This is a genomic window from Amycolatopsis sp. NBC_00348 (assembly GCF_036114655.1).
GTDB lineage: Bacteria > Actinomycetota > Actinomycetes > Mycobacteriales > Pseudonocardiaceae > Amycolatopsis.
Genome location: NZ_CP107994.1, coordinates 7,046,054 through 7,068,627 on the forward strand (window position 1 = coordinate 7,046,054; position 22,574 = coordinate 7,068,627).

Here is a 22,574-nt window from a genome sequence, read left to right on the forward strand (position 1 = left end):
GACCGGAACGTCAGGACTTCGAGACGCGCGCGAACTCGTCCTTCGGGTTGTTGATCTGGCCCAGCGAGATGACCTCACGCCGGAACAGGCCGCCGAGGATCCAGTCGAACAGGATGCGGATCTTGCGGTTCCACGTCGGCATCGCCTTGAGGTGGTAGGCGCGGTGGAACAGCCACGCCGGGAAGCCCTTGATCTTCAGGTTCAGCGCGTCGGCGACGCCCTTGTGCAGGCCCAGGCTCGCGACCGCGCCGAGGTTCTTGTGGTAGTAGTCCTTCGGCTGGCCGCCGCGGATCACCTTGATGATGTTCTTCGCCAGCAGCCTCGCCTGGCGGACCGCGTGCTGGGCGTTCGGCGGGCAGGTGGCCGTCGGGTCCTCTTCGGTGCGCGAGAGGTCCGGGATCGCCGCGTTGTCGCCCGCGGTCCAGACGTCCGGGTGGCCGACGACCTGCATGGCCGCCGTGGCCTCGAGGCGGCCGCGCTTGTCCAGCGGCAGGTCCGAGTCGGCCAGCACCGGGTTGGCCTTCACACCCGCGGTCCAGATGAGCGTGTCGGTGTCGAACTCGGTGCCGTCCGAGAGCTCGACGTGGCCGTTCTCGAACGACTTCGCCGCCGTCGACAGGTAGACCTCGATGCCGCGCTTCTCCAGCTGCTCGACCGTGTACACCCCGAGCGTCTCGCGGACCTCGGGCAGGATGCGCCCGGCGGCCTCGACGAGCACCCAGCGGACGTCGGCCGGCTCGATGTTCGGGTAGTAGTTCTCCACCGCGAAGCGGGTCATGTCCTCGAGCTCGGCCAGCGCCTCGATGCCGGCGAACCCGCCGCCGACGACGGTGAACGTCAGCAGGCGCTTGCGCAGCTCGGGGTCGAGCGTGCTGGCCGCCTCGTCGAGCTTGGTCATGATGTGGTTGCGGAGGTAGATCGCCTCGCCGATGGTCTTGAAGGCGATGCCCTGCTCGACCAGGCCCGGGATCGGCAGGATGCGGGCGACGGCGCCGAGCGCGACCACGAGGACGTCGTAGCCGAGCTGCTCGATGTGGCCGTCGGCGGCCTCGACCGTGACCGACTTCTTGTCGTTCTCGATCTTGGTGACGCGCGCGGTGAGCACGTGGCAGCGCTTGAGGACGCGGCGCAGCGGCACGACGACGTGGCGGGGCTCGATCGCGCCGGCCGCGGCCTCCGGGAGGAACGGCGCGTAGGTCATGTGGGGCTGCGGGTCAACGACGGTCACGGAGGCCTCGTTGGCCCGGAGCATCTTCTGGAGGCCGAACGCCGTGTAGAGCCCGACGTACCCACCACCGAGGACAAGGATCCGAAGCGGTTCCGACTTCGACTTCGCAGCAGCCATGAACTCATAGTCGCACCTTCACACGGACCTTGCGAGGGGACCCCATCTCGCTGTGACCAGCGTCGCTGCACCTTCCGTAACGATTCAGTCCGAGGCCGTCACCGAGGTCGCGGCGCGGAAGACGTCGGCCACCATCGTGTGGGTCAGGAGCCCGGTCTGGACATTGCGCGGCGAGACGTGATAACAGCCGAAAATCCGCAGGTCGCCGAGCTTCAGGACCGTGCCGTGGCCGAACGCGGGACGCGGCGACGGCACCGGCCAGCCCGCCGCGGCGAGCACGGGCAGCAACGCCTGCCAGCCGAACGCGCCGAGCACCACGATCGAGCGCAGTGTCGGACGTAACAGCGTCAGCTCCTCCGCGAGCCACGATCGGCACGTGTCGCGCTCGGCCGGCGTCGGCTTGTTCTCCGGCGGCGCGCAGCGCACCGGCGCGACGAGCCGCGTGCCGTACAGCTCGAGGCCGTCGCCGATCGCCGTCGACGTCGGCTGCGACGCGAGCCCGACCTCGTGCAGCACCCGGAACAGGAAGTCACCCGACGGGTCGCCGGTGAACATCCGGCCGGTGCGGTTCGCGCCGTGCGCCGACGGCGCCAGCCCGACCACGGCGAGCTTGGCGTCCGACGGCCCGAAGCCCGGCACCGGCCGCGCCCAGTACTCCTCGCCGCGGAACGCCGCCTTCGTGCCCGCGACGCCCTCGCGCCACTCGACCAGCCGCGGGCAGGCGCGGCACGCGGAGACGGCGGCGTCGAGCTGGGCGAGCGTCCTCATCGCAGCGCCACCCGGGACAGCCGGTCGGCCTGCCGCGTCGTCTCGGGCAGCCGGTAGCGCGGCGCCAGCGCGAGCGTCAGCCGGCACGCGTGAGCCAGGTCGATGCGGTGCCCGGCCGAGACGTACACCGGCTTGACGCCGTCCTGGGTGCGCAGCACCGCGCCGACGACCTCCCCCGCGTCGACCAGCGGCGCCGACGAGCCGCGCGCGTGCTCCGGCTCGTCGTGCGAGCCGACGAACCGCGTCTTGCCGACGCCGAACGCGGGCCGCCCAGTCAGCACGCCCAGGTGACACGCGAGCCCGAAGCGCCGCGGGTGGGCGAGGCCGTGGCCGTCGCAGACCAGGACGTCGGGCTCGTGGTCGAGCCGCTCGAGCGCGGCCAGCAGCGGCGGCAGCTCGCGGAAGGCGAACAGGCCCGGCTCGTACGGGAAGACGGCCTTGGCGCGGACCGTCCGCTCCTCCACCACGGTCAGCCCCGCCGTCTCCAGCGTGACGACCGCGGCGGCGATCCCGTCGGCCTCGTCGTAGGCGACGTCCAGGCCGGTCACCGTCGGGGGCAGCTCCGGGACGTCGTCGGTCAGGTCGACTTCGCCGCGCAGCCGTTCCTGCACGGCGAGCGCGTCGGCGATCGTCGCCGGCCAGTCGTCGGTGTGCACCAAGTCACCCTGCCACAGTGATCCGGCTAAGTTGGGGTCCATGGCGGACACGACCCCCGAAGAGGCTCCCGAGAAGACGACTCCGGAGATCAAGGAGCTCCCGGCCGAGCCGGCCGACGACATCGTCACGACCCAGCACACGCTCACCGTGAAGCGGAAGACGCTGTCCTACACGGCGAAGGCCGGGCGGATCGTCCTCCGCAAGGAGGTCGTGAAGGACGGCAAGTCCGAGGGGCCGAAGGCGAAGGCCGAGGTCTTCATCACCTCCTACACCCTCGACGACGCCGAACCCGGCTCGCGGCCGGTGACGTTCGCCTTCAACGGCGGGCCCGGCTCGTCGAGCATCTGGCTGCACATGGGGCTGCTCGGGCCGCGGCGGGTGCTCTCCGGCGACGTCGACAACCCGGAGCCGCCGCCGTACGGGCTGGCCGACAACCCCGAGACGCTGCTGGTGCACAGCGACCTGGTGTTCATCGACCCGGTGTCGACGGGCTACTCGCGCGCGGCCGAGGGCGGCGAGACGAAGGACTTCCACGGTTTCAAGGGCGACATCGAGTCGGTCGGCGAGGTCATCCGGCTCTGGGTGTCACGCCACGAGCGCTGGCTGTCGCCGAAGTTCCTGGCCGGCGAGTCGTACGGCACGCTGCGCGCCGCCGGGCTGGCCGCGCACCTGCAGGACCGCCACGGGCTCTACCTCAACGGCCTGCTGCTCATCTCGTCGGTGCTCGACCTCGGCACGCTGCAGTTCAGCGAGGGCAACGACCTGCCGTACTCGCTGTACGTGCCGACGTACGCGGCGATCGCGCACTACCACGGCCTGCACGGCGAGCGCCCGCTCGACGACGTCCTCGCCGACGCCGAGGACTTCGCGGCGAAGGACCTGCCGTGGGCGCTGGCGCGCGGCGCCCGGCTGTCCACACAGGACCGGGCCGACGCCGTCGCCACGCTGGCGTCGCTGACCGGGCTCACCGAGTCCTATGTGGACCGGGTCAACCTGCGGATCGAGCACGTCCGGTTCTTCACCGAGCTGCTGCGCGACCGCGGCCTCACGGTCGGCCGGATGGACGGCCGCTTCACGACGTGGGAGCCGGACGGCGGCCGCGAGCACATGAGCGACGACCCGTCGATCTCCCGGGTGATCGGCGCGTACTCGGCGGCGTTCAACCACTACGTGCGGGCCGAGCTGGGCTACGAGAACGACCTGCCGTACGAGATCATCCACGAGGACACGTTCAAGGCGTGGTCGTACAAGGAGTTCGAGGGCCGCTCGATCTCGGTGGTCGACTCGGTGAGCGCGGCGATGCGCGCGAACCCGCACCTGAAGGTCCACGTCGCGTTCGGCCACTACGACGGCGCGACGGCGTACTTCGCGGCCGAGCACGTCTTGGCGCACCTGCAGATCCCGGAGGAACTGCGCGACAACATCGACACGGCGTACTACCCGGCGGGACACATGATGTACGTCCACGAGCCGACCCGGGTGCAGCAGGCCAAGGACCTCGGGAAGTTCGTCAAGAAGGCGTCGAACCGCTAGGGCGATCCGGTGGCGTCCGGTCCGGCTCGAGCCGGACCGGACGCCGTCGGCAGCGGCCGGCCGTAGTCGCCCGGTGGCAGCCGCCGCTGCCGGCGCCAGTGCAGGGTGCCGCTGATCAGCTGGAGGACCACCACCACCGCGATGTAGCCCGCCAGCCACGACGTGACCTCCGCCGGCGGCCGCCTGCTCGGCCACAGCAGCTCCAGGATGACCGGGAAGACCACGAACCCCGGCATCGCGAGGTAGAGCCGCTCGGTGCGCAACGCCCGGTGGACGGCCAGGGATTCCGGGGTCTCGCCGAAGTCCCTGCCGCGGAGGACGCCTGTCAGGATCCAGCCGCAGCAGAGCGCGCTCAGGACGAGCAGACCCAGCCAGCTCACCGCGTACGTCCGAGCCGCTGTCGTGAAGTACATCGTGACGGCAAGCGCGATCCCGCCGCCGAACGCGGCCACGACCGAAACCAGGTACCAGCCGCCCAGGGCCTGCCACCAGGGCTCCGCCGGGCTCCGCGACGGGACCGACGCACCGAGTTTCCGCTCGTGCCACCGGATGCCGTCCCACATCGACAGCTGGATCCCGAAGTAGATGAAGTACGCGACGTCGCTCCGGGTCGCTCCAGGCCCGAACAACAGCGAATAGCCACTGCCGATGACGCAGATGCCGACCACGATCGCGAAGTAGCGCGGCAGACCGCGGCTGTACAGCGACCGTCTGGTGGCGATCAGCGCGGTGAGCAGCGGCGTCGGGCGTCCGACGGGCTGTCCTCGCTTGGCCAGCCACTTCAACGCCGCCGACTCCTCCGCCGACGTCACCTCGATCATCGGGCCTCCTGTGGCGGCGACCAGTCCACCGGGGTGCCCGGATCCGGGACCGGCGGCGTGCCGTAGTCGCCCGGTGGCAGCCTCCGGTACCGGCGCACGTGCCGGATGATGGCGACCGCCTGCAGGAGCACCACCGCCGCGGAGTAGCCGGCCAGCCAGGACGTGAAGCCCGGCGGCAGCCTGTCCTCCAGCAGGTCCATCACCAGCGGGACGACCACCAGGATCGGCGTCACGACGTAGACCTGATCGGCGCGCAACGTCCGGGCGACGGCGAGGGATTCGGCGGTTTCGGCGAAGAGCGGACGGCGGACGGTGCCGACCAGGACCCAGCCGGTGCACAACGCGCTCAAGATCAGCAAGCCCAGCCAGCTCGCCGCGTACGTTCGGTCCGTCGGGTACATCGAGACGGCGAGCGCGATCCCGCCGCCGAACGCGACCACGACGGACACCAGGAACCAGCCGCCGACGACCTGCCACCACGGTTCGGCCGGCTTCCGCGACGGGCCCCACGCGCGCAGGGCCCGGTCGTTGCGGCGGAAGCCGTCCCACATCGAGAGCTGCATCCCGAAGTAGAGGAAGTAGATCGGGACGCTCTCGGTCATGCCGTGACCGAACAACAGCGAATACGCCACCCCGAAGGAACTGGCGACCACGATGTAGAGGAAGTAGCGCCACCACCGCGACGGCTGTCTGGTGGCGATCAGCGCGGTCAGCACCGGCGCCGGCCGGCCGACGCGCTGACCGTGGCCCGCCAGCCACTTCAGCGCGGCCGATTCCGTCGCCGCGGTCACCTCGATCATCGGGCCTCCTGCGGGGGTGACCAGTCGACGGGGACGTCCAGGTCCGGCAGCGGCGTGCCGTAGTGGCCCGGCGGCAGCGTCCGGGAGCGGCGCAGGTGCCGGACGTAGCCGACCACCTGCAGAACCAGCACCAGTACGACGTAGCCGGCCAGCCACGGCGTGAACGACGGCGGCTGGTGGTTCCCCAGGAGCGGGTCCATCACCAGCGGCAGGACCGCCATCAGCGGTGACGCCGCGTAGATCGCCTCGACCCGGAGGGCCCGGGCGACGGCCAGCGATTCGGCGCCGTCGGCGATGAGCGGGCGACGGAGCACGCTGACCAGGACCCAGCCGCTGACGAGGGCGCTCAGCGCGAGCAGCCCCAGCCAGCTCACGGCGTACGTCCGGGACGGCGTCGTCGCGTACATCGTGACGGCGAGCGCGATCCCGCCCCCGAACGCGACCGCGACGGACGCGAGGAACCAGCCGCCGAGGACCTGCCACCACGGTTCCGCGGGCTTCCGCGACGGGACGGACTCACGGAGTTCCCGCAAGCGGAGGTGACTGCTGTCCCGGGCGGCGAACTGGAGCGCGAAATAGCTGAAGTAGACGGGGTAGCTTTCGGTCATTCCCGGTCCGAAGAGCCGCGTGTACCCCAGCCCGCCGACGAAGACGAGCAGCACGTAGCCGATGTAGCGCGGGAACCAGCGGCCGTTGAAGGCCTGCCTCGTCGCGATCAACGCGGTCAGCACCGGCGTCGGCCGCTCGACCCGCTGCCCGCGCTTGGCCAGCCAGCGCCGGGCCGCTTCCTGCTCCGCGGCGGTCACCATGATCATCGGACCACCACCTCGACGCCGTAGGTCCCCTCCGGCAGCAGCCGGCGCCGGTACTGCCGGTAGCGGCCGACGAGCAGGGTCGCGAAGGCGAGGACGACGTAACCGACGAGCCACGGCGTGAACTCGTGCGGCTGCCGGCCCGTCGTCAGGGGGTCGAAGAGCACCGGCAGCGCGAACAGCGCGGGCAAGGTGACGTACGGGTCCTCGGCCCGCACGACGGCGTCGATCATCAGCGACGTCTCGTCCTCGGCGAGGACCGGCCGCCGGACCACGCCGGTGAGGACCACCGCCACCACGAGCGCGCCGATCGCGAGCATCCCGAGCCAGCCCACCGCCCAGACCCACGCGGACGTCGTCACGCACATCGCGACGGCCAGGAGCGCGCCCCCGCCGAAGGTGATCAGCACCGAGGCCAGGTACCAGCCGTCCAGCGACTCCCGCCACGGCGGCCGGGGCACGTCGAGCCGCCGGTCGCCCAGCAGGGCCGCGGCTCGCCGGTCCGCCCAGCGCACCGGGAGCCAGACGAGCACCACCACGCCGGCGTAGGCCGCGAAGACCACGCCGCCCATGGGCGTGTGGAGCCAGAGCGCCAGGAACTGCAGGACGCCACCGGCGACCACGACCACCACCAGCACCAGGAAGCACCACGCCCAGTACCCCGGCGGCCGCGCGGCCCGGCGCGCGCCCAGCCGCAGCGCGAGCAACGGCGTCGGCCGCGCCACCTCGACGCCGCGTTTGGCCAGCCACAACCCGGCCGCGTCGACCTCGGCCTCCGTCGGTTCGTACACGTCTCCCCCTCGCCTCGGGAAGTACACGCACGAACCGGTCAAAAGGTTGACCCGAAAACGGCCCGCCTCCCGGAAGGGAAGCGGGCCGTCTCGGCGAGAGTTACTTCAGGTACTGCGACCCGTGGGTCACCGCCGCGTAGGCGTCGACGGCGCCGTGGCCGTAGAAGCCGTTGAACGACGCGTCACCCGTGCACGTTGCCGTGAACGTGGCGTCGCGGCCTTCGTCCAGGTAGTCCACCGTGCGGGGGACCGGGCAGGCGATCTTCGACGCCGTGCCCTCGAGGACGCGCTGGACCTTGTCCGGGTCCAGGCCGAAGCCGGCGCCGGACTTCTTGCCGTACTGCGAGACGATCAGCGCCGCGACGCCCGCCGCGTGCGGTGTGGCCATCGACGTGCCCTGCAGCCACTGGTAGTAGCCGACGCGGCCGTCCGCGGCCGTGGCCTTCTGGACGCCCAGTGCGACACCCGCCGGTGTCACGTTGCCCGCCGCGTCGATGTTGCCTTCGGCCACACCCACGTTCTTCGGGTACGTCGAGAGGATCTCGTTCTCGACCGTGCGGAACCACGGCGTGCCGAAACCGTCGCGGAAGTAGCCGCCCGGTGCGGAAACCGAGATCTGCTCGGTGCCGTAGTTCGAGTAGTCCGCCTTCGCCTGCGACGGGCCGAACGCGCCGACGCCGATCGTGTGGTTGCCCTCGACCGGCAGGTTGAGGCACGAGCTGTTGTCGACGGCGCGCGGGTGCGTGGTGTTCGCCGGGTAGTCCGGGCTGGTGGTGTCCGGCTGCGGCGCGCCGAGGTCGGTGTGCTGGTTGCCCAGCGCGACCACCATCGTGACGCCCTTCTTGTGCGCGTAGTTCAGCGCGCGCTGCGTCGCCTCGATGATCGTGCGCTGCTCGGCCTGCTCCGCGGCCGAGTCGGCCGGGTTCGCGGTGCAGTTGTACAGCCACGGGTCGGTGTAGAAGCTCATGTTGACCACGTCGATGCCGGCGTCGCCGGCGTAGGTCAGCGCGTCGACGGTCGGCTGCAGGAAGAAGTACCCCGAGTCCTGGCCGGCGCGGATGTTCACCAGCGTCACGTTCGGCGCGACACCCGAGACGCCGAAGCCGTTGGCCGCGGCGGCGATCGTGCCGGCGACGTGGGTGCCGTGGGCGCCGTCGTCGTGGTTCACCGGGTCGACGCAGCCGCGGAACTCGCACGGGCCGTCGACCTCGACGCCGTTGACGTCGAACGGGATGTCCTTGACGAAGTTGCGCGAGTCGGCCGCGTCGAAGTTCGGCGCGATGTCCGGGTGCGTGCCGTCGATGCCGGTGTCGATGATGCCGACCTTGACCTGCTTGCTGCCCGGCTGCTTGGTGCGGGAAAGGTCCGATCGGACGGACTTGAGGCCCCAGAGCTGGTCGTCCAGCGGGTCCAGTCCGAGGGCCTTCTTCGCGGCGGCGTTCCCCTTGGCCGTGCCGCGGCCTTCCTTCTCGACGTTGTTGTTCTTGGCCTTCTTGCCGTCCTTCGGCACCGAGCCGATGACCTGCGCCTTGGCCGCGCCGAACACGGACCGGTTCGCCGAGACGCGCTCGGTGAAGCCGGTCGCCGGGGCGCTGGCCTTGATCAGGCCGACCGCGCTGTTGGTCTCCAGCACCGTGCCACCCGCGTCGCGGATCGCCTTCTGCGCGCTCGCGACACTCTGGACGTCCTTGGCGAGCACGGTGAACTCGGTCGCGGGGCCGGCCAGCGCGGGCTGCGCGGACGCCACCGGGACCGCCACCGCGGTGAGCGCCCCGAACAGCGGGACGGCCAGCGCCGCGGCGAGAAGCCTGGGTCTCTTCACGTTTCTCCTCCTCGGAAAGCGGTTCCCTCCGGACCGTATAGATCGGACAATGTGGTTACAACGGCCAAACGTACGTTATGGAACAACCGACTTCTGCTCCGCGAAGTGACATGCTGACAAGTGCCCGTCGGTCCGCGGCACGAGTTCCGGTACCTCCGACGCGCAGATGTCCTGCGCCTTCCAGCACCGCGTGCGGAACCGGCAGCCGGACGGCGGATCCAGCGGGCTCGGCACGTCGCCGGTCAGCCGGATGACCTGCCGCTGCCCGCGCAGCGCCGGGTCCGCCACCGGCACCGCGGACAGCAGCGCCTGGGTGTACGGGTGGGACGGTCGCTCGTAGATCTCCTCGTCGGTGCCGATCTCGACGACCTTGCCGAGGTACATCACCGCGACCCGGTTGGACAGGTGCCGCACCACCGAAAGGTCGTGCGCGATGAAGACGTACGACAACCCGAACTCGTCCTGCAGGTCGCCGAGCAGGTTCATCACCTGCGCCTGGATCGAGACGTCCAACGCGGACACCGGCTCGTCGCAGATGATCACCTTGGGCCGCAACGCCAGCGCCCGCGCGATGCCGATGCGCTGGCGCTGCCCGCCCGAGAACTGGTGCGGGTAGCGGTTGAGGTGCTCGGGGTTGAGCCCGACCACCTCCAGCAGCTCCTGCACCTTCTTCGCCCGCGAGCCCTTCGGCGCGACGTCGGTGTGGATCTCGAACGGCTCGCCGACGATGTCGCCGACGGTCATCCGCGGGTTCAGCGACGTGTACGGGTCCTGCAGCACGATCTGGATCTCGCGCCGCAGCTTGCGCAGTTCGTTGCCGCGCATCGAAAAGATGTCGCGGCCCTCGAACTTCGCGGTGCCGCCCGTCGGTTCCTCCAGGCGCATCAGCACCTGGGCCAGCGTCGACTTGCCGCAGCCGGACTCGCCGACGACGCCGAGCGTCTCGCCGGGCAGCAGGTCGAACGAGACGCCGTCGACCGCCTTGACCTGGCCGACTGTCCGCTTGAACAGGACGCCGGTGCGGACCGGGAAGTACTTCTTGAGGTCGTTGACGGAAAGAATGGGTTCCGCCGACGTGCTCTTCTCAGCGGAAGCGGCATCAGACACTGCCACGGGAGTTCACCACCACATCTTCGGCGAAGTGGCACGCGCTGGTCCGGCCGAAGCCGATCCCGCGGGGCGCCGGGACTTCCGAGGAACAGCGGTCCTCGGCCCGCTTGCAGCGCGGGTGGAACGGGCAGCCGGGCGGGACGTCGAGCAGGCTCGGCGGCAGGCCCTTGATGGTCTCCAGCGTCTGTCCCTTGAGGTCGAGCCGGGGCAGGGAGTCCATCAGCGCGGCGGTGTAGGGGTGGGCCGGCGCGCGGAACAGCTCGACGACGTCGGCCTGCTCGACGATCCGGCCCGCGTACATCACCGCGATCCGGTCCGCGACCTCGGCGACCACGCCCAGGTCGTGGGTGATGAGCACCAGCCCCATCTTGCGTTCGGCCTGGATCTCCCCCAGCAGGTCCATGATCTGGGCCTGCACGGTGACGTCGAGGGCGGTGGTCGGCTCGTCGGCGATGAGCAGGTCCGGGTCCAGGGCCAGCGACATCGCGATCATCGCGCGCTGGCGCATCCCGCCGGAGAACTGGTGCGGGTAGTCCTTGAGCCGCCGGTCGGCGGCCGGGATGCGGACGATGTCCAGCAGCTCGATCGCGCGCTTGCGGGCGTCCTTGCGGGACATCCCGAGCCGCACCCGCAGCTGCTCCTCGATCTGGAACCCCACGGTGAACACCGGGTTCAGCGCGGACAGCGCGTCCTGGAAGATCATCGCGATCTCGCTGCCGCGCACCTCCCGGCGGCGGTCCTCGGACGCCGTCAGCAGGTCCTCGCCGCGCCAGCACACGGCGCCGCCGGTGATCACGCCGGGCGGCGTGTCGAGGATGCCCATCACGGTCTGCGCCGTGACGCTCTTGCCGGAGCCGGACTCGCCGAGCACGGCCAGGGTCTCCCCGGCGTGCACCGAGTAGCCGACGCCGTTGAGCACGTTCGCCACACCGTCCGAGGTGCGGAACTCGACGTGCAGATCCTCTACCTCAAGCAGGAGTTCGTTGTCGGACAAGGGGATCTACCTCGACTTCGGATCGAGCGCGTCGCGGATGCCGTCACCCAGCATCACGAAGGCCAGCACGGTCAGGGTGACGAAGGCACCCGGGAACAGCAGCATGTGCGGGTCGCTGCGGAAGTAGTCCCGCGAGTCGCTGATCATCACGCCCCACGAGATCACCGGCGCGCGCACGCCGATGCCCAGGTAGGCCAGGGTCGCCTCGGCGCCGATGAACGCGCCGAGCGCGATGGTCGCGTACACCAGCACCGGCGCGACCGTGTTCGGCAGCAGGTGCCGGAAGATGATCCGCGGCGTGCTCGCGCCGAGGCCGCGCGCGGCCTTGACGTAGTCGAGCTGCTTGGCCACCAGCGTCGCCGACCGCATGATGCGCATCGCGACCGGCCAGCTCAGCACGGCGATCGAGCACACCACCTGGACGATGATCGTGACCGCGCCCGGGCTCGTGCCGGGCGCGTTGAACGTCGTCAGGATGACGATCGCGCCGAGCACGAACGGCAGGCCGGCGAAGATGTCGCCGAAGCGCGACAGCAGGCTGTCGACGAACCGGCCGTAGTACCCGGCGACGATGCCGACGAGCGAACCGAAGAGCACGGTCAGCAGCGTCGAGAACACCCCGACCAGCAGCGACGCGCGGGTCCCGTAGATCACCCTGGCGTAGACGTCGGCGCCCTGGTTGTCGTAGCCGAACCAGGCGGCACCGGACGGGCCTTCGTTGGCGTGGGTCAGGTCGCTGAAGCCCGCGTCGCGCGAGCTGAACAGGCCGGGCGCGATCGCGATCAGCACGATGACCAGGATGATCACCGCCGAGACGACGACCGCCGGCTTGCGGCGCAGCTGGCGCCAGGCGTCGGCCGCCAGGCTGCGGGGTTTCTGCGGGCTGGTCGCGGAGTCGTCGATGCGGGACAGCTCGGCCGCGTCGGCCCCGCCGCCGCCCACCAGGTTCGGGTCAGTCATAGCGGATCCTCGGGTCGAGAACGGCGTAGAGCAGGTCGACGATCAGGCTCATCAGCAGGTACACCAGCACCAGCAGGACGACCACGCCGACGACGGTGGCGCTCTCCCGGTTCTGGATGCCGCGGAAGATGAGGCCGCCGAGGCCGTTGATGTTGAACACGCCTTCGGTGACGATCGCGCCGCCCATCAGGGCGCCGAGGTCGGTGCCGAGGAACGTCAGCACCGGGATCACCGAGTTGCGCAGCAGGTGGACGCCGACGACGCGGCTGGTGGGCTGGCCCTTCGCGATCGCCGTCCGGACGTAGTCGGCGCGGCGGTTCTCGGCGATGCTCGTTCTCGACAGCCGGGCGACGTAGGCCATGGACAGGCTGCCCAGCGCGATGCCGGGCACGATCAGCTCGCCGATGCTGGGGTTGTCGGACACGCTGGCCTCGATCAGGCCGAGGCCGTTGGTGCCCAGGGCCAGCTGCAGCACGATCGCCGTGACGAACACCGGCAGCGAGATCAGGAACGTGGTCGAGACCAGCACCAGGTTGTCGAGGAAACCCTTGCCGCGCAGGCCGGTCAGCACGCCGGCGGTGAGGCCGATGACGGCCTCGATGACCACCGCGACCACGGCCAGGCGCAGCGTGATCGGGTACGACGTCGCGATCAGCTCGCCGACCGAGGTGCCGTTGAAGGTCTCGCCCCAGTCGCCGGTGAACAGGCTCCCGAGGTACTTGAAGTACTGGACGAAGATGTTGTCGGCCAGGTGGAACTTCTCGGTCATCTGCGCGATGTAGGCCTGGGGGCAGGCGGTCTGCCCGCACTTGCCGGCGAACGGGTCGCCGGGCACGGCCCAGACCAGGACGTAGATCAGGAACGTGGTGCCGAAGAAGACCGGGATCAGCTGGAGCAGCCGTCGCAGGACATAGCGGATCATGACGGATTCCTAGTGCGCGCCGGCCGTCGTGAGTGGTAATTCGGGTTAGAACCCTCATTACCACTCACGACGCCGTGTGGTGGTTACGGCAGGTCAGCGCGTCACTTCTTCAGGACCTCGATGGACGGGTAGTCCGGCATGCGCCGGAAGTCCAGGCCCGCGGACTTGAGGTTCTTCGACTTCGCCGCGACGCCCTTCTCGTCCCACACCGGGATCGAGGGCAGGTCCTTCGCGATCAGGTCCTCGGCCTGCTGGTACAGCTTGACCGCGGCGTCCTTGTCGGCCGTGGCGTCCGCCTGGGCGAGGACCGAGTCGACCTGCGGGTTCGAGTACGACGAGTCGTTCGAGGAGCCACCGGTCTTGTAGATCGGGTTGAGGAAGTCCTCGATGGACGGGTAGTCCGCGGACCAGTCCGACCGGCCCATGCCCGTCAGCTTCTTGCCGGTCACGATGCTGCGCCACTGGCCGAAGTCGGTGGCCGGCACGAAGTCGCACTCGACGCCGAGGGTGTTCTTGATGCTGTTGCACGCCGCGGTCAGCGGTTCCTTGCGGCCGCCGTCCGCGTTGGACGCGATCGTCAGCTTGCCCTTGAAGCCGGACTTCGCGAAGGCTTCCTTCGCCGCGGCCGGGTCGAACTTGCAGAACTGGCAGACACCGGCGCGGGCACCCGGGATGCCCTGGGCGATGTAGCTGTCCGCGGGCACGTAGGTGTCGTTCATGACGGTCTTGGTGATCTGGGCCCGGTCGATCGCCATCGAGACCGCCTTGCGCAGCTCCAGGTTGTCGTAACCCGGGACGTAGTACGGCAGCGCGATGGTGCTGATCCCGAGCAGGTGGCCGGTGACCAGGCGGTCGCCCAGGTCGGCCTTGTACTTGCCGCCCGCGACGGCCGACGGCGGCAGCGCCTCCATGAAGTCGAGCCGGCCGCTCAGCAGGTCCTGGTAGGCCGTCTCCTGGCTGGCGTAGATCTTGATGTTCAGGTCCTTGAAGTGGACCTTGTCGTCACCCTTGTAGTCGTCGAAGCGGGTGAGCTTGATGTCCTGGTTCGGCGTCCGCGAGACGAACTTCATCGGGCCGTTGCCGACCGGGTGCTGCTCGAAGCCCTTGGGGTCCTTGAAGAACACGTCGGGCAGCGGCGCGAACGCCTGGTAGCCGACCTTGATCGAGAACACCGAGAACGGCCCGTCCAGCGTCACCTGGAACTCGTAGTCGCCCTTGAGGACCAGGCCGGACATCTTGTCCGTGGCCGGCTTGGCGTTCTCGTCCGCGGGGTGGACGTCCTTGTAGCCCTGGATGTTCGAGAAGAAGTCGGTGTTGAGCTGGCCGTTCGGGCCGTAGGCCCCGTAGTTCCAGGCGTCGACGAAGTTGTGCGCCTTCACCTCGGTGCCGTCGTGGAACTTCCAGCCCTGCTTGATCTTGATGTCGTAGACTTTGGAGTCGGTCGTCGTGATCGAGTCGGCCATCAGGTTGAACGGCTGTGCGTCCGCTCCCTTGAAGCCGACCAGCGTGGCGAACATGACCTGGATGGCCTTGGTGCCGCCGAGGTCGTTGATGTTGGTCGGGACCAGCGCGTTCTGCGGTTCCGTGCCGTAGACGCTGACCGTGCCGTCCGGGTCCGTCCCGCCCGAGCCCGTGGAGTCGCCTGAGCTACCACCGCCACAGGCGGCGAGCACCAGTGCCAGCGTGGTCACCACCGCGGAACTTCCCCAGAGCCTGCGCGAACGACGCATGATCCCCTCCACAATCCGGCTGTCCGAAAGATGGGACGCACGCTATCGGGGGCGGCGAAGGTGATCACAGGAGTGCGGTGTTGCAAATGTGTGACGACCGTCAGGACCACCTGGTTGGAGCACAACCAACGTAGGTAACCGGATACTCCGGACGGAGTAGTCCGGACGCCTTGTCATCGTGCGCTCACCGAGGGTTGGTCGCGAAATCCCTTGTGGCACAAGCTGTTTCGGGCACGCGAACGGGCGGCGGCGGCCGGGACCACCGCCGCGGGCGCGTGACGTCGAAGTGACCGAACGTGACTGGTCTAGACGAGCGAAAGAGCGATGCCGTCGAGGATGTCGTGCTCGCTGACGATCAGCTCCGTCGGGCCGCCGCGGGCCGCGAGCTGCTCGGCGAGGATCTGGACCACCACGGCGCCGCCGCCGATCACGTCGACCCGGCCGGGGTGGATCACCGGGTTCGCCGCGCGGGTCGCGTGGTCGGCCTGCAGCAGGCCCGAGGCGAGCCGGTCGATGTCCGCGGCGTCCAGCTTGGACAGGTGGACGCGCTCGCTGTCGTACTCCGCGAGGCCGAGCGCGATGGCCGAGAGCGTCGTCACCGTGCCGGCGACGCCGACCCAGGTCTTCGCGCGCGAGACGTCGACGACGTCGAACGCCTCGGCCAGCACCTTCCCGGCGAGGTCGCGGGCGGCGGCGATCTCGCCGGCGGTCGGCGGGTCGCTCTTGAGGGCGCGCTCGGTGATCCGGACGCACCCGATGTCGACGGACTTCGCGGCGAGCACCTCGGCCTTGCGGCCGTCCCAGGTGCCGAGGACGAGCTCGGTCGAGCCGCCGCCGACGTCGACCACGACGAACGGGCCGTCGTCCGGGTCCTGCTCCCCGACGGCGCCGGTGAAGCTGAGCCGGGCTTCCTCGTCGCCGGTGATCACCTCGGCCTCGACGCCGAGGGTCTCGCGCGTCATGCGGAAGAAGTCGTCGCGGTTCTTCGCGTCGCGGGTCGCGGAGGTGGCGACCATGCGCACCTTCTCGGCCCCCTTGCGGCGGGCCGCGATCGTGTAGTCGGCGAGCGCGACGCGGGTGCGTTCGAGCGCTTCGGGGGCGAGCTCACCGGTGGCGTCGACGCCCTGGCCGAGCCGGACGATCCGCATCTCGCGGTGCAGGTCGCGCAGGTCCACCGTGCCGTCGTGGCGCGGGGTCAGCTCGGCGACGAGCAGGCGGATGGAGTTGGTCCCACAGTCGATCGCGGCAACACGAGGCATGGATCAACCTTAGCTGCCACGGACTTCTCAGCTGGTGGGTGCCAGTGTCGTCGTGGTCGTGGTGACCGACGTCGAGACCGAGGTGACGACCGCGCCGCAGCTCGGAGTCGGCGTCGTGGTCGGACCGCCGGGCGTGGTGCTGGGCGGCGTCGGTGTCGTCGTCGGGGACGGGACCGTGGTGACGCTGATCTCCGTCGTCGTGGTCGGCGTGGTCGTCGGCGGAGCGCACGGCTTCGACGTCGTCGGCGCGGTCGACGTGCCGCCCGGCGTGGTCGTCGTCGGCGGGGCGCTCGGCGTCGTCGTCGGGACCGGCGGGGGCGGGATCGACGGCGGCGGGGGCCCGGACGCCGCGTTGGGCGCGCCGATCGGGATCGTGCTGTCCGGGATCTGCATGATGCCGCTGCGGTACGCGTCGGCCCAGAGGACGACCGTGTTCACGTACGTGTCGGAGTTGTTGTAGCGGTAGATCGCGCCGCGCAGCTGGTCCGGGTTGCCCAGGTCGAAGCCGCCCGAGCAGAGGTAACGGCCGGTGGCCAGGGCCGCGTCGAAGATGTTGTTGGGGTCGGACTTGCCGTCGCCGTTGCCGTCGGAGGCGTAACCGCGCCAGGTCCCCGGGATGAACTGGGTCGGGCCGACCGCGCGGTCCCACACCGGGTCCGTGTCGAGCAGGCCCTGGTCGGTGTCCGGGATCGCGGCGAACCCGCCCTGGCCGTTGAGCTCCGGGCCGAGGATCGGCTCGCGCGTGGTGCCGGCGGCGTCGACGTACCCGCCGCGGGCGTGGTTGGACTCGATGCGGCCGATGCTGGCGATCAGGGCCCAGTCGATGTGGCACGCGGGCTGCTCGCGGCCGAGGATGCCGGCGGCGTTGTGGTACGCGGCGAGCGCGGTGGCCGGGATGCCGAGGGGGCCGTCGGGCAGCTCGTAGGCCGGCAGCGGCAGCGGGATGGGGGCGCCGGGGAGGGTGCCGTCGACGGCGATCTGCTGGATGGCGGCGCGGCCGGGATCGTAGCCCTGGGCGAGCGCGGCGTCGCGGGTGTGGTCACCGCTGCCGCCGAGCCAGCCGAGGACGCCACCGCCGGCCACCAGGGCCGGGATCACCGCGAGGACGCCGAGGACGATCGGGTACGCGCTGCGGTGGCGGATCCCGAATCTTCGGGTGTAGCTCCCGACTGCGTCAGGCAGTCGCCGCACACGCATAACTCGAAACCCTCCTGGCCGGAACCCCTCGGGTGACAGCCTGCCGTACCCGGGGCACGGTTTCACCCCTTCGGGAGTCGGGATCTTCCCGGATCGGGGTTTTCGCTCACCCAGACCAGTTATCTCCTCACGGCCTGCGTTCGTTACTCGGCACAGTCTCCCGTGGGCCACCCGTTCGCCTTAAGGAGCGCGAGGGTCTCGTCACCGAACGGGTTCACGCCGGGACCGACCGCGAGCGAGTGCGCGACGTGCACGTGCAGGCACTTGACGCGGCCGGGCATGCCGCCGGCGGTGACCTGGTGGCCGAGGGGCTCGATCGCGTCGCGCTCGGCGAGGTAGGTCTCGTGGGTGCGCTGGTACTGCGCGGCCAGCTCGGGATCGGTGGTGAGCCGCTCGGTCATCTCCTTCATGACCCCGGACGCCTCGATCGTGCCGATCATCGAGTTCAGCTTCGGGCAGGTCAAGTAGTAGAGCGTCGGGAACGGCGTGCCGTTCTCCAGCCGCGGGCTGGTCTGCACCACGGAGGGGTGCCCACTGGGACACCGGGCGGCAACGGCCCGCAGGGCCCGCGGCGGCCGCCCGAGCTGCGCCGCGATGACCTCGCGGTCGGCGTCGGTGACGGGCTCGAACCGGTGCTGCTGCGTGCTGTTCACGCACTCAAGGTTAATGCGTGGGGTACGTCTCCCCGGCGGCGGTCCGCGGGGACGCCGGGTACTGCTCGCGCAGGTGGGTTCGGCTCGCGAACCCGGGGGTTGGTCCCGCCGCGACGCGTCTGCCGGCAGTGCCACTCGCTGGGCGGCGCCGAGGATCCTCGCCCGCTGCCGTGCGACCGGCAGCGTCGCCTGATGACCTGCCGCGCCGAGGATCCGCGGGAAACTCGCCGCGACCACGCCGTGCGCCGGTAGCGCCGGACCATGGATCCCGCCCCGCTCACACCCGCCCGCTCGGCGCGGTCCGCGAGGACGCCGGGTGCTGCTCGCGCAGGCGGGTTCGGCTCGCGAAGCCGGGGGTTGGTCCCGCCGCGACGCCACTCGCTGGACAGCGGCGGTCCGCGGGGACGTCAGCCGCCGGAGACCTGGTTCCATAGGTTGTCGTACCAGGAGCCGTCCGGGACTTGCTGCTGGCCCGGCTGTGGGACCGCGTCCTGGGCCTTGTCCTCCGGCAGCTGGACGATGTACGGCGTCTCGCCCGGCTTGACGTACCGCAGCCGGCGCCTCGCCTCCGCCTCGATCTGCGCCGGGTCGCTCAGCTCCGCCTTGCGGCCCTGGAGCTGAGCGACCGTCTGCTGCAGCAACGCCTGCTGCGCCTGCTGCTGGCGGATTTCGGTCCGCTGGGAGAGGTACGTGCGCAGGGGCACGGCGATGGTGAACGCCAAGGCGCACACCACGATCGCCACCACCGCCGCGCGGCGGGTGGTGGACATGCCGAGCACCTTCGCCGCACCCGACGCGCGCTTCTGCGCGAGGCCCCGGCGCAGCCGGTCCCTCGTCGTCTCCGCGTCGCCGGTGCGGCGGGCCCGCGCCGCCTCGGGGCGGCGGGCTCGCGAGGACCCGCCTACCCGCGTGGCACCGCCGCCGGCGGCGCGGCTGCTGCCGCCCCGGCTGCGTGGTGCCCTCCCCCGGTCCGCCATAGCAGGCTCAGCCCTCGGCGCTGAACCGCGGGAAGGCCAGCTCGCCGGCGTACCGGGCGGCGTCACCGAGGGTCTCCTCGATGCGCAGCAGCTGGTTGTACTTGGCGATCCGCTCGCCGCGGGCCGGGGCGCCGGTCTTGATCTGGCCGACGCTCGTGGCGACCGCGAGGTCCGCGATGAACGTGTCCTCGGTCTCGCCGGAGCGGTGGCTCATCATCGACTTGTAGCCGAACGACGTGGCCAGCGAGATCGCGTCGAGCGTCTCGGACAGGGTGCCGATCTGGTTGACCTTCACCAGCAGCGCGTTGGCGGCGCGGCGGGTGATGCCCTCCTCGAGCCGGTCCGGGTTGGTGACGAACAGGTCGTCGCCGACGATCTGGACCTTCTCGCCGACCTCGGCGGTCAGGGTGACCCAGCCGTCCCAGTCGTCCTCGCTCAGCGGGTCCTCGATGGAGACCATCGGGTAGTCGCGGATCAGCTCGGCGTAGTACGCCGACATCTGCTCCGCGCTCTTCTTGCTGCCTTCGAAGGTGTACGCGCCGTCGGCGAAGAACTCCGTCGCGGCGACGTCGAGCGCGAGCGCGACGTCGCGGCCCGGCGTGTACCCGGCCTTCTCGATGGCCTGCAGGATCAGGTCGAGCGCCTCGCGGTTGTTCGCCAGGTTCGGCGCGAAGCCGCCTTCGTCGCCCAGACCGGTCGAAAGGCCGCGGCCCTTCAGCACCGACTTCAGCGAGTGGTAGACCTCGGCGCCCCAGCGCAGGGCCTCGCGGAAGGTCTCCGCGCCGATCGGCGCGATCATGAACTCCTGGACGTCGACGTTGCTGTCCGCGTGCGAACCGCCGTTGAGGATGTTCAGCATCGGGACCGGCAGCACGTGCGCGTTCGGCCCGCCCAGGTAGCGGAACAGCTCCAGCTCGGCCGACTCGGCGGCGGCCTTCGCGACGGCCAGCGAGACGCCGAGGATGGCGTTCGCGCCGAGGCGGGACTTCGCCGGTGTGCCGTCGAGGTCGACCAGCTTCTGGTCGACGATCCGCTGGTCGACAGCTTCGATGCCGACCATCTCCGGGCCGATCTCGTCGAGCACCGCGGCGACCGCGCGCTCGACGCCCTTGCCGTTGTAGCGGCCGGTGTCGCCGTCACGGAGCTCGACCGCCTCGTGTTCGCCGGTGGACGCTCCCGACGGGACAGCGGCCCGGGCCAGGGTGCCGTCGTCGAGGGCGACCTCCACCTCGACGGTCGGGTTGCCGCGCGAGTCCAGAATCTCGCGCGCGCCTACCTGCTCGATGAGAGCCACGCCATGCTCCTCGGTGCGTCGTGCCTGCGGTTTCGCGCCCAGCCTAGCCGTCACCGCAGTTCACCCGTTGGAGGCACGGCCGGTAGCGGCCGGTCCGCGAGCGTCTTCAGCCGTCCGCGCGGACGGCCCGCCAGCCCGGCGGCAGCTCCACGACGTCGGACGTCTGCTGCCAGAACGTCCAGCTGTTGCCGCCGAGATCGGCGACGGTGAACACCCGCGCGCCGTAGGGCTGGTCCTGCGGCGGGTCGAGCTCGCCCTCGTCGCCGAGCGCCGCCCCGATCCGCTCGTGGCAGGCGTCGACGTCGTCGACGTACAGGATGTTGAGCTGACCGACCGGGCCGTCGACGCCCTTGGCCTGCCAGTAGTCCGGGCCGACGCCCGCGAGCTGGATCCGCGCGTCGCCCGCGCGGAGCGTCGCCTGGAAGACCTCGCCCGCGGCGTCGCAGAAGCGGACCTCCTCGGTGAACCCGAAGACCCTGGTCAGCCAGGCCAGCGCCGCGGTGGCGTCGGCGTAGTAGAGGTAGGGCGCCAAGCCCCGGTACCCGCTGCTCATGGCGGCACAGTCCATCACGTCCCGTTCACGGGCGTGTGTTAGCCCCTCTCCCGAGGTAAAGTCAGAGTGACCATGACGGACGCCGCAGCTGCTTCGCAGCCTCCCGAGGAGTCGCGGTTCCATGCCTTCCGCCAGGCCGAAGACCTCGTCGGCCGCCGTCGCCCGCTCGACGCGCTGAAGGCGTTGCAACCGCTCCTGGAATCCGAGACGGACAAACCGTCGGTGCACCTGCTGGCCGGGCGCGCCTACTTCCACTCCGCTCAGTTGCGGCGCGCCGAGCAGGCGTTCACGCGGGTGCTGGAGCTGGATCCGACGGACCACTACGCCCGCTTCATCCTGGGCCGCACCCTCCAGCGCCTCGGCCGGTTCGTCGAGGCACTGGCGCAGATGCGGATGGCCTCGGCGATGAACCCGGTGCCGGAGTACCTGGAAGCGATCAGCGAGGTCAAGGCGCACATCGCGCTGCGCGACTGAGCACCTCCCCCGAAGGACGGGGCACCAGGGCCGGAGGACCGTACTTTCGGCCGATCTCTCCGGGCCCCTCGGCCGATCCGCGAACCCCCCGCCGCGGGCGAAGCTGGTTCCAGACCGCAAGGAACCAGGAGGGAACGAAAATGGGGATCTTCGCCACGTTGGGTGCCTACGCCGGAGTGCTGCTGCTCGTGCTGACGGCCGTCACGCCGTTGTTCGCCGACCGCGAGCTGTGAGCCTCACGGCGCGACGCTCGCCTCCGCGTAGGCGTCCGCCGCGCTGAAGACGTCCTGGCCGTACGTCACGGCCGAGTTGTAGAACAGCACCGCCCGCCACCAGCCGGCCGGGGTGCCCAGGTCGTCGCCGCCCGAGCACAGGTAGCGCGCCGCCGTGAAGGCCGCGTCGTCGACGTTCTGGGGGTCCGGCGTACCGCCGTCGCCGTTGGCGCGCTCCTGGTACTTCTTCCACGTCGCCGGCGGGAACTGCAGCGGGCCGATCAGGTGGTCCCACGACTTGTCGCCGTCGAGCTTGCCGCCGTCGGTGTCGTGCACCGCCGGGACGCCGGGCGAGCCGTCCAGCGGCGGGCCGACCACCGGCATGACGACGCGGCCGTCCGGCCGGATCGCCGAGAGGTCGAACTTCCCGCGCTCGGCCTCGACCCGGCCGATGCCCGCGAGCGTCGCCCACGACAGGTGGCACGTCGGCTTCTGGCGCTGCATCCACATCTCCGCCCGGCCGTACGCCGAAACCACGCGCGCCGGGATGTGCGTCTTGTCCGCGACGCGCGCCGACCACGCGTCCAGCTCGGCCTGGTCGGACACCTGCGGCCGGTCGACCGGCGCGGCGAGCCCGGCCCGCGGCGACTCCGCGCCGGGCTGCGGGCGCTGCACCGGGATGGCGAGCGCCGGCTGGGCCGGCGGCGGGGCCGCCGGCGCGTCCGGGTTCCGGACACCGATGGTGAGCACGAGGACCACTCCGGTGAGCACCAGCCCCACCGCGAGCGCCGCCCGGCCGAGATAGCGCCGCGGTGGACCACCCGAGGGCGGCGAGTCCGGAGGCGTGACGGTCGGCTGAGCGGTTTCGGCCACCCGATCAGGTTACGGAG

The 22,574-nt window shown here is 70.6% G+C and carries 22 protein-coding genes; 2 read left to right on the top strand and 20 right to left on the bottom strand.

Going from position 1 to position 22,574, the window contains the following annotated elements:
• Positions 1-10: 10 nt before the first annotated feature.
• From OHS58_RS30715 to OHS58_RS30725, 3 genes are all read right to left on the bottom strand, one after another.
• Entirely contained in the window at positions 11-1,345 is a 1,335-nt protein-coding gene (locus tag OHS58_RS30715) for an NAD(P)/FAD-dependent oxidoreductase (protein WP_326944428.1), read from the bottom strand.
• Between the two features lie 84 nt (positions 1,346-1,429).
• Entirely contained in the window at positions 1,430-2,113 is a 684-nt protein-coding gene (locus OHS58_RS30720; RefSeq protein ID WP_328644837.1) for a uracil-DNA glycosylase, read from the bottom strand.
• A complete protein-coding gene (locus tag OHS58_RS30725; RefSeq protein ID WP_442875478.1) occupies positions 2,110-2,811 on the bottom strand; it encodes an endonuclease V in 702 nt (233 codons plus the stop codon). Before OHS58_RS30725 ends, OHS58_RS30720 begins: the two co-directional genes overlap by 4 nt.
• On the opposite strand from OHS58_RS30725, the gene OHS58_RS30730 reads away from it, so the two are divergent.
• Positions 2,810-4,303, top strand: a complete 1,494-nt coding sequence (locus OHS58_RS30730; protein WP_326957754.1) for a S10 family peptidase — start codon at positions 2,810-2,812, stop codon at positions 4,301-4,303. The two genes, OHS58_RS30725 and OHS58_RS30730, sit on opposite strands and share 2 nt — an antisense overlap.
• Here the strand turns inward: OHS58_RS30730 and OHS58_RS30735 are convergent.
• The 16 genes from OHS58_RS30735 to OHS58_RS30810 all read right to left on the bottom strand — a co-directional run bounded on the left by OHS58_RS30735 (position 4,300) and on the right by OHS58_RS30810 (position 20,998).
• Positions 4,300-5,124, bottom strand: coding sequence for a hypothetical protein (locus tag OHS58_RS30735; protein ID WP_328644839.1), 825 nt, complete (start codon positions 5,122-5,124; stop codon positions 4,300-4,302). The two genes, OHS58_RS30730 and OHS58_RS30735, sit on opposite strands and share 4 nt — an antisense overlap.
• A complete protein-coding gene (locus OHS58_RS30740; protein ID WP_328644840.1) occupies positions 5,121-5,924 on the bottom strand; it encodes a hypothetical protein in 804 nt (267 codons plus the stop codon). Before OHS58_RS30740 ends, OHS58_RS30735 begins: the two co-directional genes overlap by 4 nt.
• The gene (locus OHS58_RS30745) at positions 5,921-6,739 is read right to left on the bottom strand and encodes a hypothetical protein (RefSeq protein ID WP_328644841.1); all 819 of its coding nucleotides are present in this window, start codon (positions 6,737-6,739) and stop codon (positions 5,921-5,923) included. Before OHS58_RS30745 ends, OHS58_RS30740 begins: the two co-directional genes overlap by 4 nt.
• On the bottom strand, positions 6,736-7,527 hold the full coding sequence (locus OHS58_RS30750; protein WP_328644842.1) for a hypothetical protein: 792 nt from the start codon (positions 7,525-7,527) through the stop codon (positions 6,736-6,738). Before OHS58_RS30750 ends, OHS58_RS30745 begins: the two co-directional genes overlap by 4 nt.
• Positions 7,528-7,627: 100 nt before the next feature.
• The gene (locus OHS58_RS30755; RefSeq protein ID WP_328644843.1) at positions 7,628-9,349 is read right to left on the bottom strand and encodes a S8 family serine peptidase; all 1,722 of its coding nucleotides are present in this window, start codon (positions 9,347-9,349) and stop codon (positions 7,628-7,630) included.
• A 75-nt stretch (positions 9,350-9,424) separates the two neighbouring features.
• The gene (locus OHS58_RS30760; RefSeq protein WP_328644844.1) at positions 9,425-10,462 is read right to left on the bottom strand and encodes an ABC transporter ATP-binding protein; all 1,038 of its coding nucleotides are present in this window, start codon (positions 10,460-10,462) and stop codon (positions 9,425-9,427) included.
• Positions 10,449-11,453: an ABC transporter ATP-binding protein gene (locus OHS58_RS30765; RefSeq protein ID WP_328644845.1), complete on the bottom strand. Its 1,005-nt coding sequence runs from the start codon at positions 11,451-11,453 to the stop codon at positions 10,449-10,451. The genes OHS58_RS30760 and OHS58_RS30765 overlap by 14 nt, the downstream gene beginning before the upstream one ends.
• A 6-nt stretch (positions 11,454-11,459) precedes the next feature.
• Positions 11,460-12,413 carry an ABC transporter permease gene (locus tag OHS58_RS30770; RefSeq protein WP_326944439.1) on the bottom strand — a complete coding sequence of 318 codons (954 nt, stop codon included), beginning with the start codon at positions 12,411-12,413 and terminating at the stop codon, positions 11,460-11,462.
• Positions 12,406-13,335: an ABC transporter permease gene (locus tag OHS58_RS30775; RefSeq protein WP_247057850.1), complete on the bottom strand. Its 930-nt coding sequence runs from the start codon at positions 13,333-13,335 to the stop codon at positions 12,406-12,408. Before OHS58_RS30775 ends, OHS58_RS30770 begins: the two co-directional genes overlap by 8 nt.
• A 101-nt stretch (positions 13,336-13,436) precedes the next feature.
• A complete protein-coding gene (locus tag OHS58_RS30780) occupies positions 13,437-15,065 on the bottom strand; it encodes a peptide ABC transporter substrate-binding protein (RefSeq protein ID WP_326944440.1) in 1,629 nt (542 codons plus the stop codon).
• A gap of 305 nt (positions 15,066-15,370) precedes the next feature.
• Positions 15,371-16,324, bottom strand: coding sequence for a Ppx/GppA phosphatase family protein (locus OHS58_RS30785; protein WP_328644846.1), 954 nt, complete (start codon positions 16,322-16,324; stop codon positions 15,371-15,373).
• Positions 16,325-16,351: 27 nt separating this feature from the next.
• A complete protein-coding gene (locus OHS58_RS30790; RefSeq protein ID WP_328644847.1) occupies positions 16,352-17,521 on the bottom strand; it encodes a lytic transglycosylase domain-containing protein in 1,170 nt (389 codons plus the stop codon).
• Between the two features lie 143 nt (positions 17,522-17,664).
• Positions 17,665-18,174, bottom strand: a complete 510-nt coding sequence (locus tag OHS58_RS30795) for a DUF501 domain-containing protein (protein WP_326944443.1) — start codon at positions 18,172-18,174, stop codon at positions 17,665-17,667.
• A gap of 407 nt (positions 18,175-18,581) precedes the next feature.
• Positions 18,582-19,151 (bottom strand): FtsB family cell division protein, encoded by a 570-nt coding sequence (locus OHS58_RS30800; protein ID WP_326944444.1) that lies wholly within the window; start codon positions 19,149-19,151, stop codon positions 18,582-18,584.
• A 7-nt stretch (positions 19,152-19,158) separates the two neighbouring features.
• On the bottom strand, positions 19,159-20,445 hold the full coding sequence (gene eno, locus OHS58_RS30805) for a phosphopyruvate hydratase (protein WP_247057862.1): 1,287 nt from the start codon (positions 20,443-20,445) through the stop codon (positions 19,159-19,161).
• Positions 20,446-20,551: 106 nt separating this feature from the next.
• Entirely contained in the window at positions 20,552-20,998 is a 447-nt protein-coding gene (locus OHS58_RS30810) for a VOC family protein (protein ID WP_326944445.1), read from the bottom strand.
• Between the two features lie 72 nt (positions 20,999-21,070).
• On the opposite strand from OHS58_RS30810, the gene OHS58_RS30815 reads away from it, so the two are divergent.
• Positions 21,071-21,472 carry a tetratricopeptide repeat protein gene (locus tag OHS58_RS30815; protein ID WP_247057868.1) on the top strand — a complete coding sequence of 134 codons (402 nt, stop codon included), beginning with the start codon at positions 21,071-21,073 and terminating at the stop codon, positions 21,470-21,472.
• 236 nt (positions 21,473-21,708) lie between these two features.
• Here OHS58_RS30815 and OHS58_RS30820 read toward each other — a convergent pair whose 3' ends face one another.
• A complete protein-coding gene (locus OHS58_RS30820; protein WP_247063670.1) occupies positions 21,709-22,455 on the bottom strand; it encodes a murein transglycosylase in 747 nt (248 codons plus the stop codon).
• Positions 22,456-22,574 lie beyond the last annotated feature (119 nt).

What these genes read in the sequence shown, in the direction of transcription:
- OHS58_RS30715 (WP_326944428.1), bottom strand. Translation starts at nt 1,345, where the DNA reads ATGGCTGCTGCGAAGTCGAAGTCGGAACCGCTTCGGATCCTTGTCCTC.
- OHS58_RS30785 (WP_328644846.1), bottom strand. Translation starts at nt 16,324, where the DNA reads ATGCCTCGTGTTGCCGCGATCGACTGTGGGACCAACTCCATCCGCCTG.
- OHS58_RS30775 (WP_247057850.1), bottom strand. Translation starts at nt 13,335, where the DNA reads ATGATCCGCTATGTCCTGCGACGGCTGCTCCAGCTGATCCCGGTCTTC.
- OHS58_RS30800 (WP_326944444.1), bottom strand. Translation starts at nt 19,151, where the DNA reads ATGGCGGACCGGGGGAGGGCACCACGCAGCCGGGGCGGCAGCAGCCGC.
- OHS58_RS30730 (WP_326957754.1), top strand. Translation starts at nt 2,810, where the DNA reads ATGGCGGACACGACCCCCGAAGAGGCTCCCGAGAAGACGACTCCGGAG.
- OHS58_RS30790 (WP_328644847.1), bottom strand. Translation starts at nt 17,521, where the DNA reads ATGCGTGTGCGGCGACTGCCTGACGCAGTCGGGAGCTACACCCGAAGA.
- OHS58_RS30725 (WP_442875478.1), bottom strand. Translation starts at nt 2,811, where the DNA reads ATGGACCCCAACTTAGCCGGATCACTGTGGCAGGGTGACTTGGTGCAC.
- OHS58_RS30740 (WP_328644840.1), bottom strand. Translation starts at nt 5,924, where the DNA reads ATGATCGAGGTGACCGCGGCGACGGAATCGGCCGCGCTGAAGTGGCTG.
- OHS58_RS30735 (WP_328644839.1), bottom strand. Translation starts at nt 5,124, where the DNA reads ATGATCGAGGTGACGTCGGCGGAGGAGTCGGCGGCGTTGAAGTGGCTG.
- OHS58_RS30770 (WP_326944439.1), bottom strand. Translation starts at nt 12,413, where the DNA reads ATGACTGACCCGAACCTGGTGGGCGGCGGCGGGGCCGACGCGGCCGAG.
- OHS58_RS30815 (WP_247057868.1), top strand. Translation starts at nt 21,071, where the DNA reads ATGACGGACGCCGCAGCTGCTTCGCAGCCTCCCGAGGAGTCGCGGTTC.
- OHS58_RS30745 (WP_328644841.1), bottom strand. Translation starts at nt 6,739, where the DNA reads ATGATCATGGTGACCGCCGCGGAGCAGGAAGCGGCCCGGCGCTGGCTG.
- OHS58_RS30810 (WP_326944445.1), bottom strand. Translation starts at nt 20,998, where the DNA reads ATGAGCAGCGGGTACCGGGGCTTGGCGCCCTACCTCTACTACGCCGAC.
- OHS58_RS30780 (WP_326944440.1), bottom strand. Translation starts at nt 15,065, where the DNA reads ATGCGTCGTTCGCGCAGGCTCTGGGGAAGTTCCGCGGTGGTGACCACG.
- OHS58_RS30720 (WP_328644837.1), bottom strand. Translation starts at nt 2,113, where the DNA reads ATGAGGACGCTCGCCCAGCTCGACGCCGCCGTCTCCGCGTGCCGCGCC.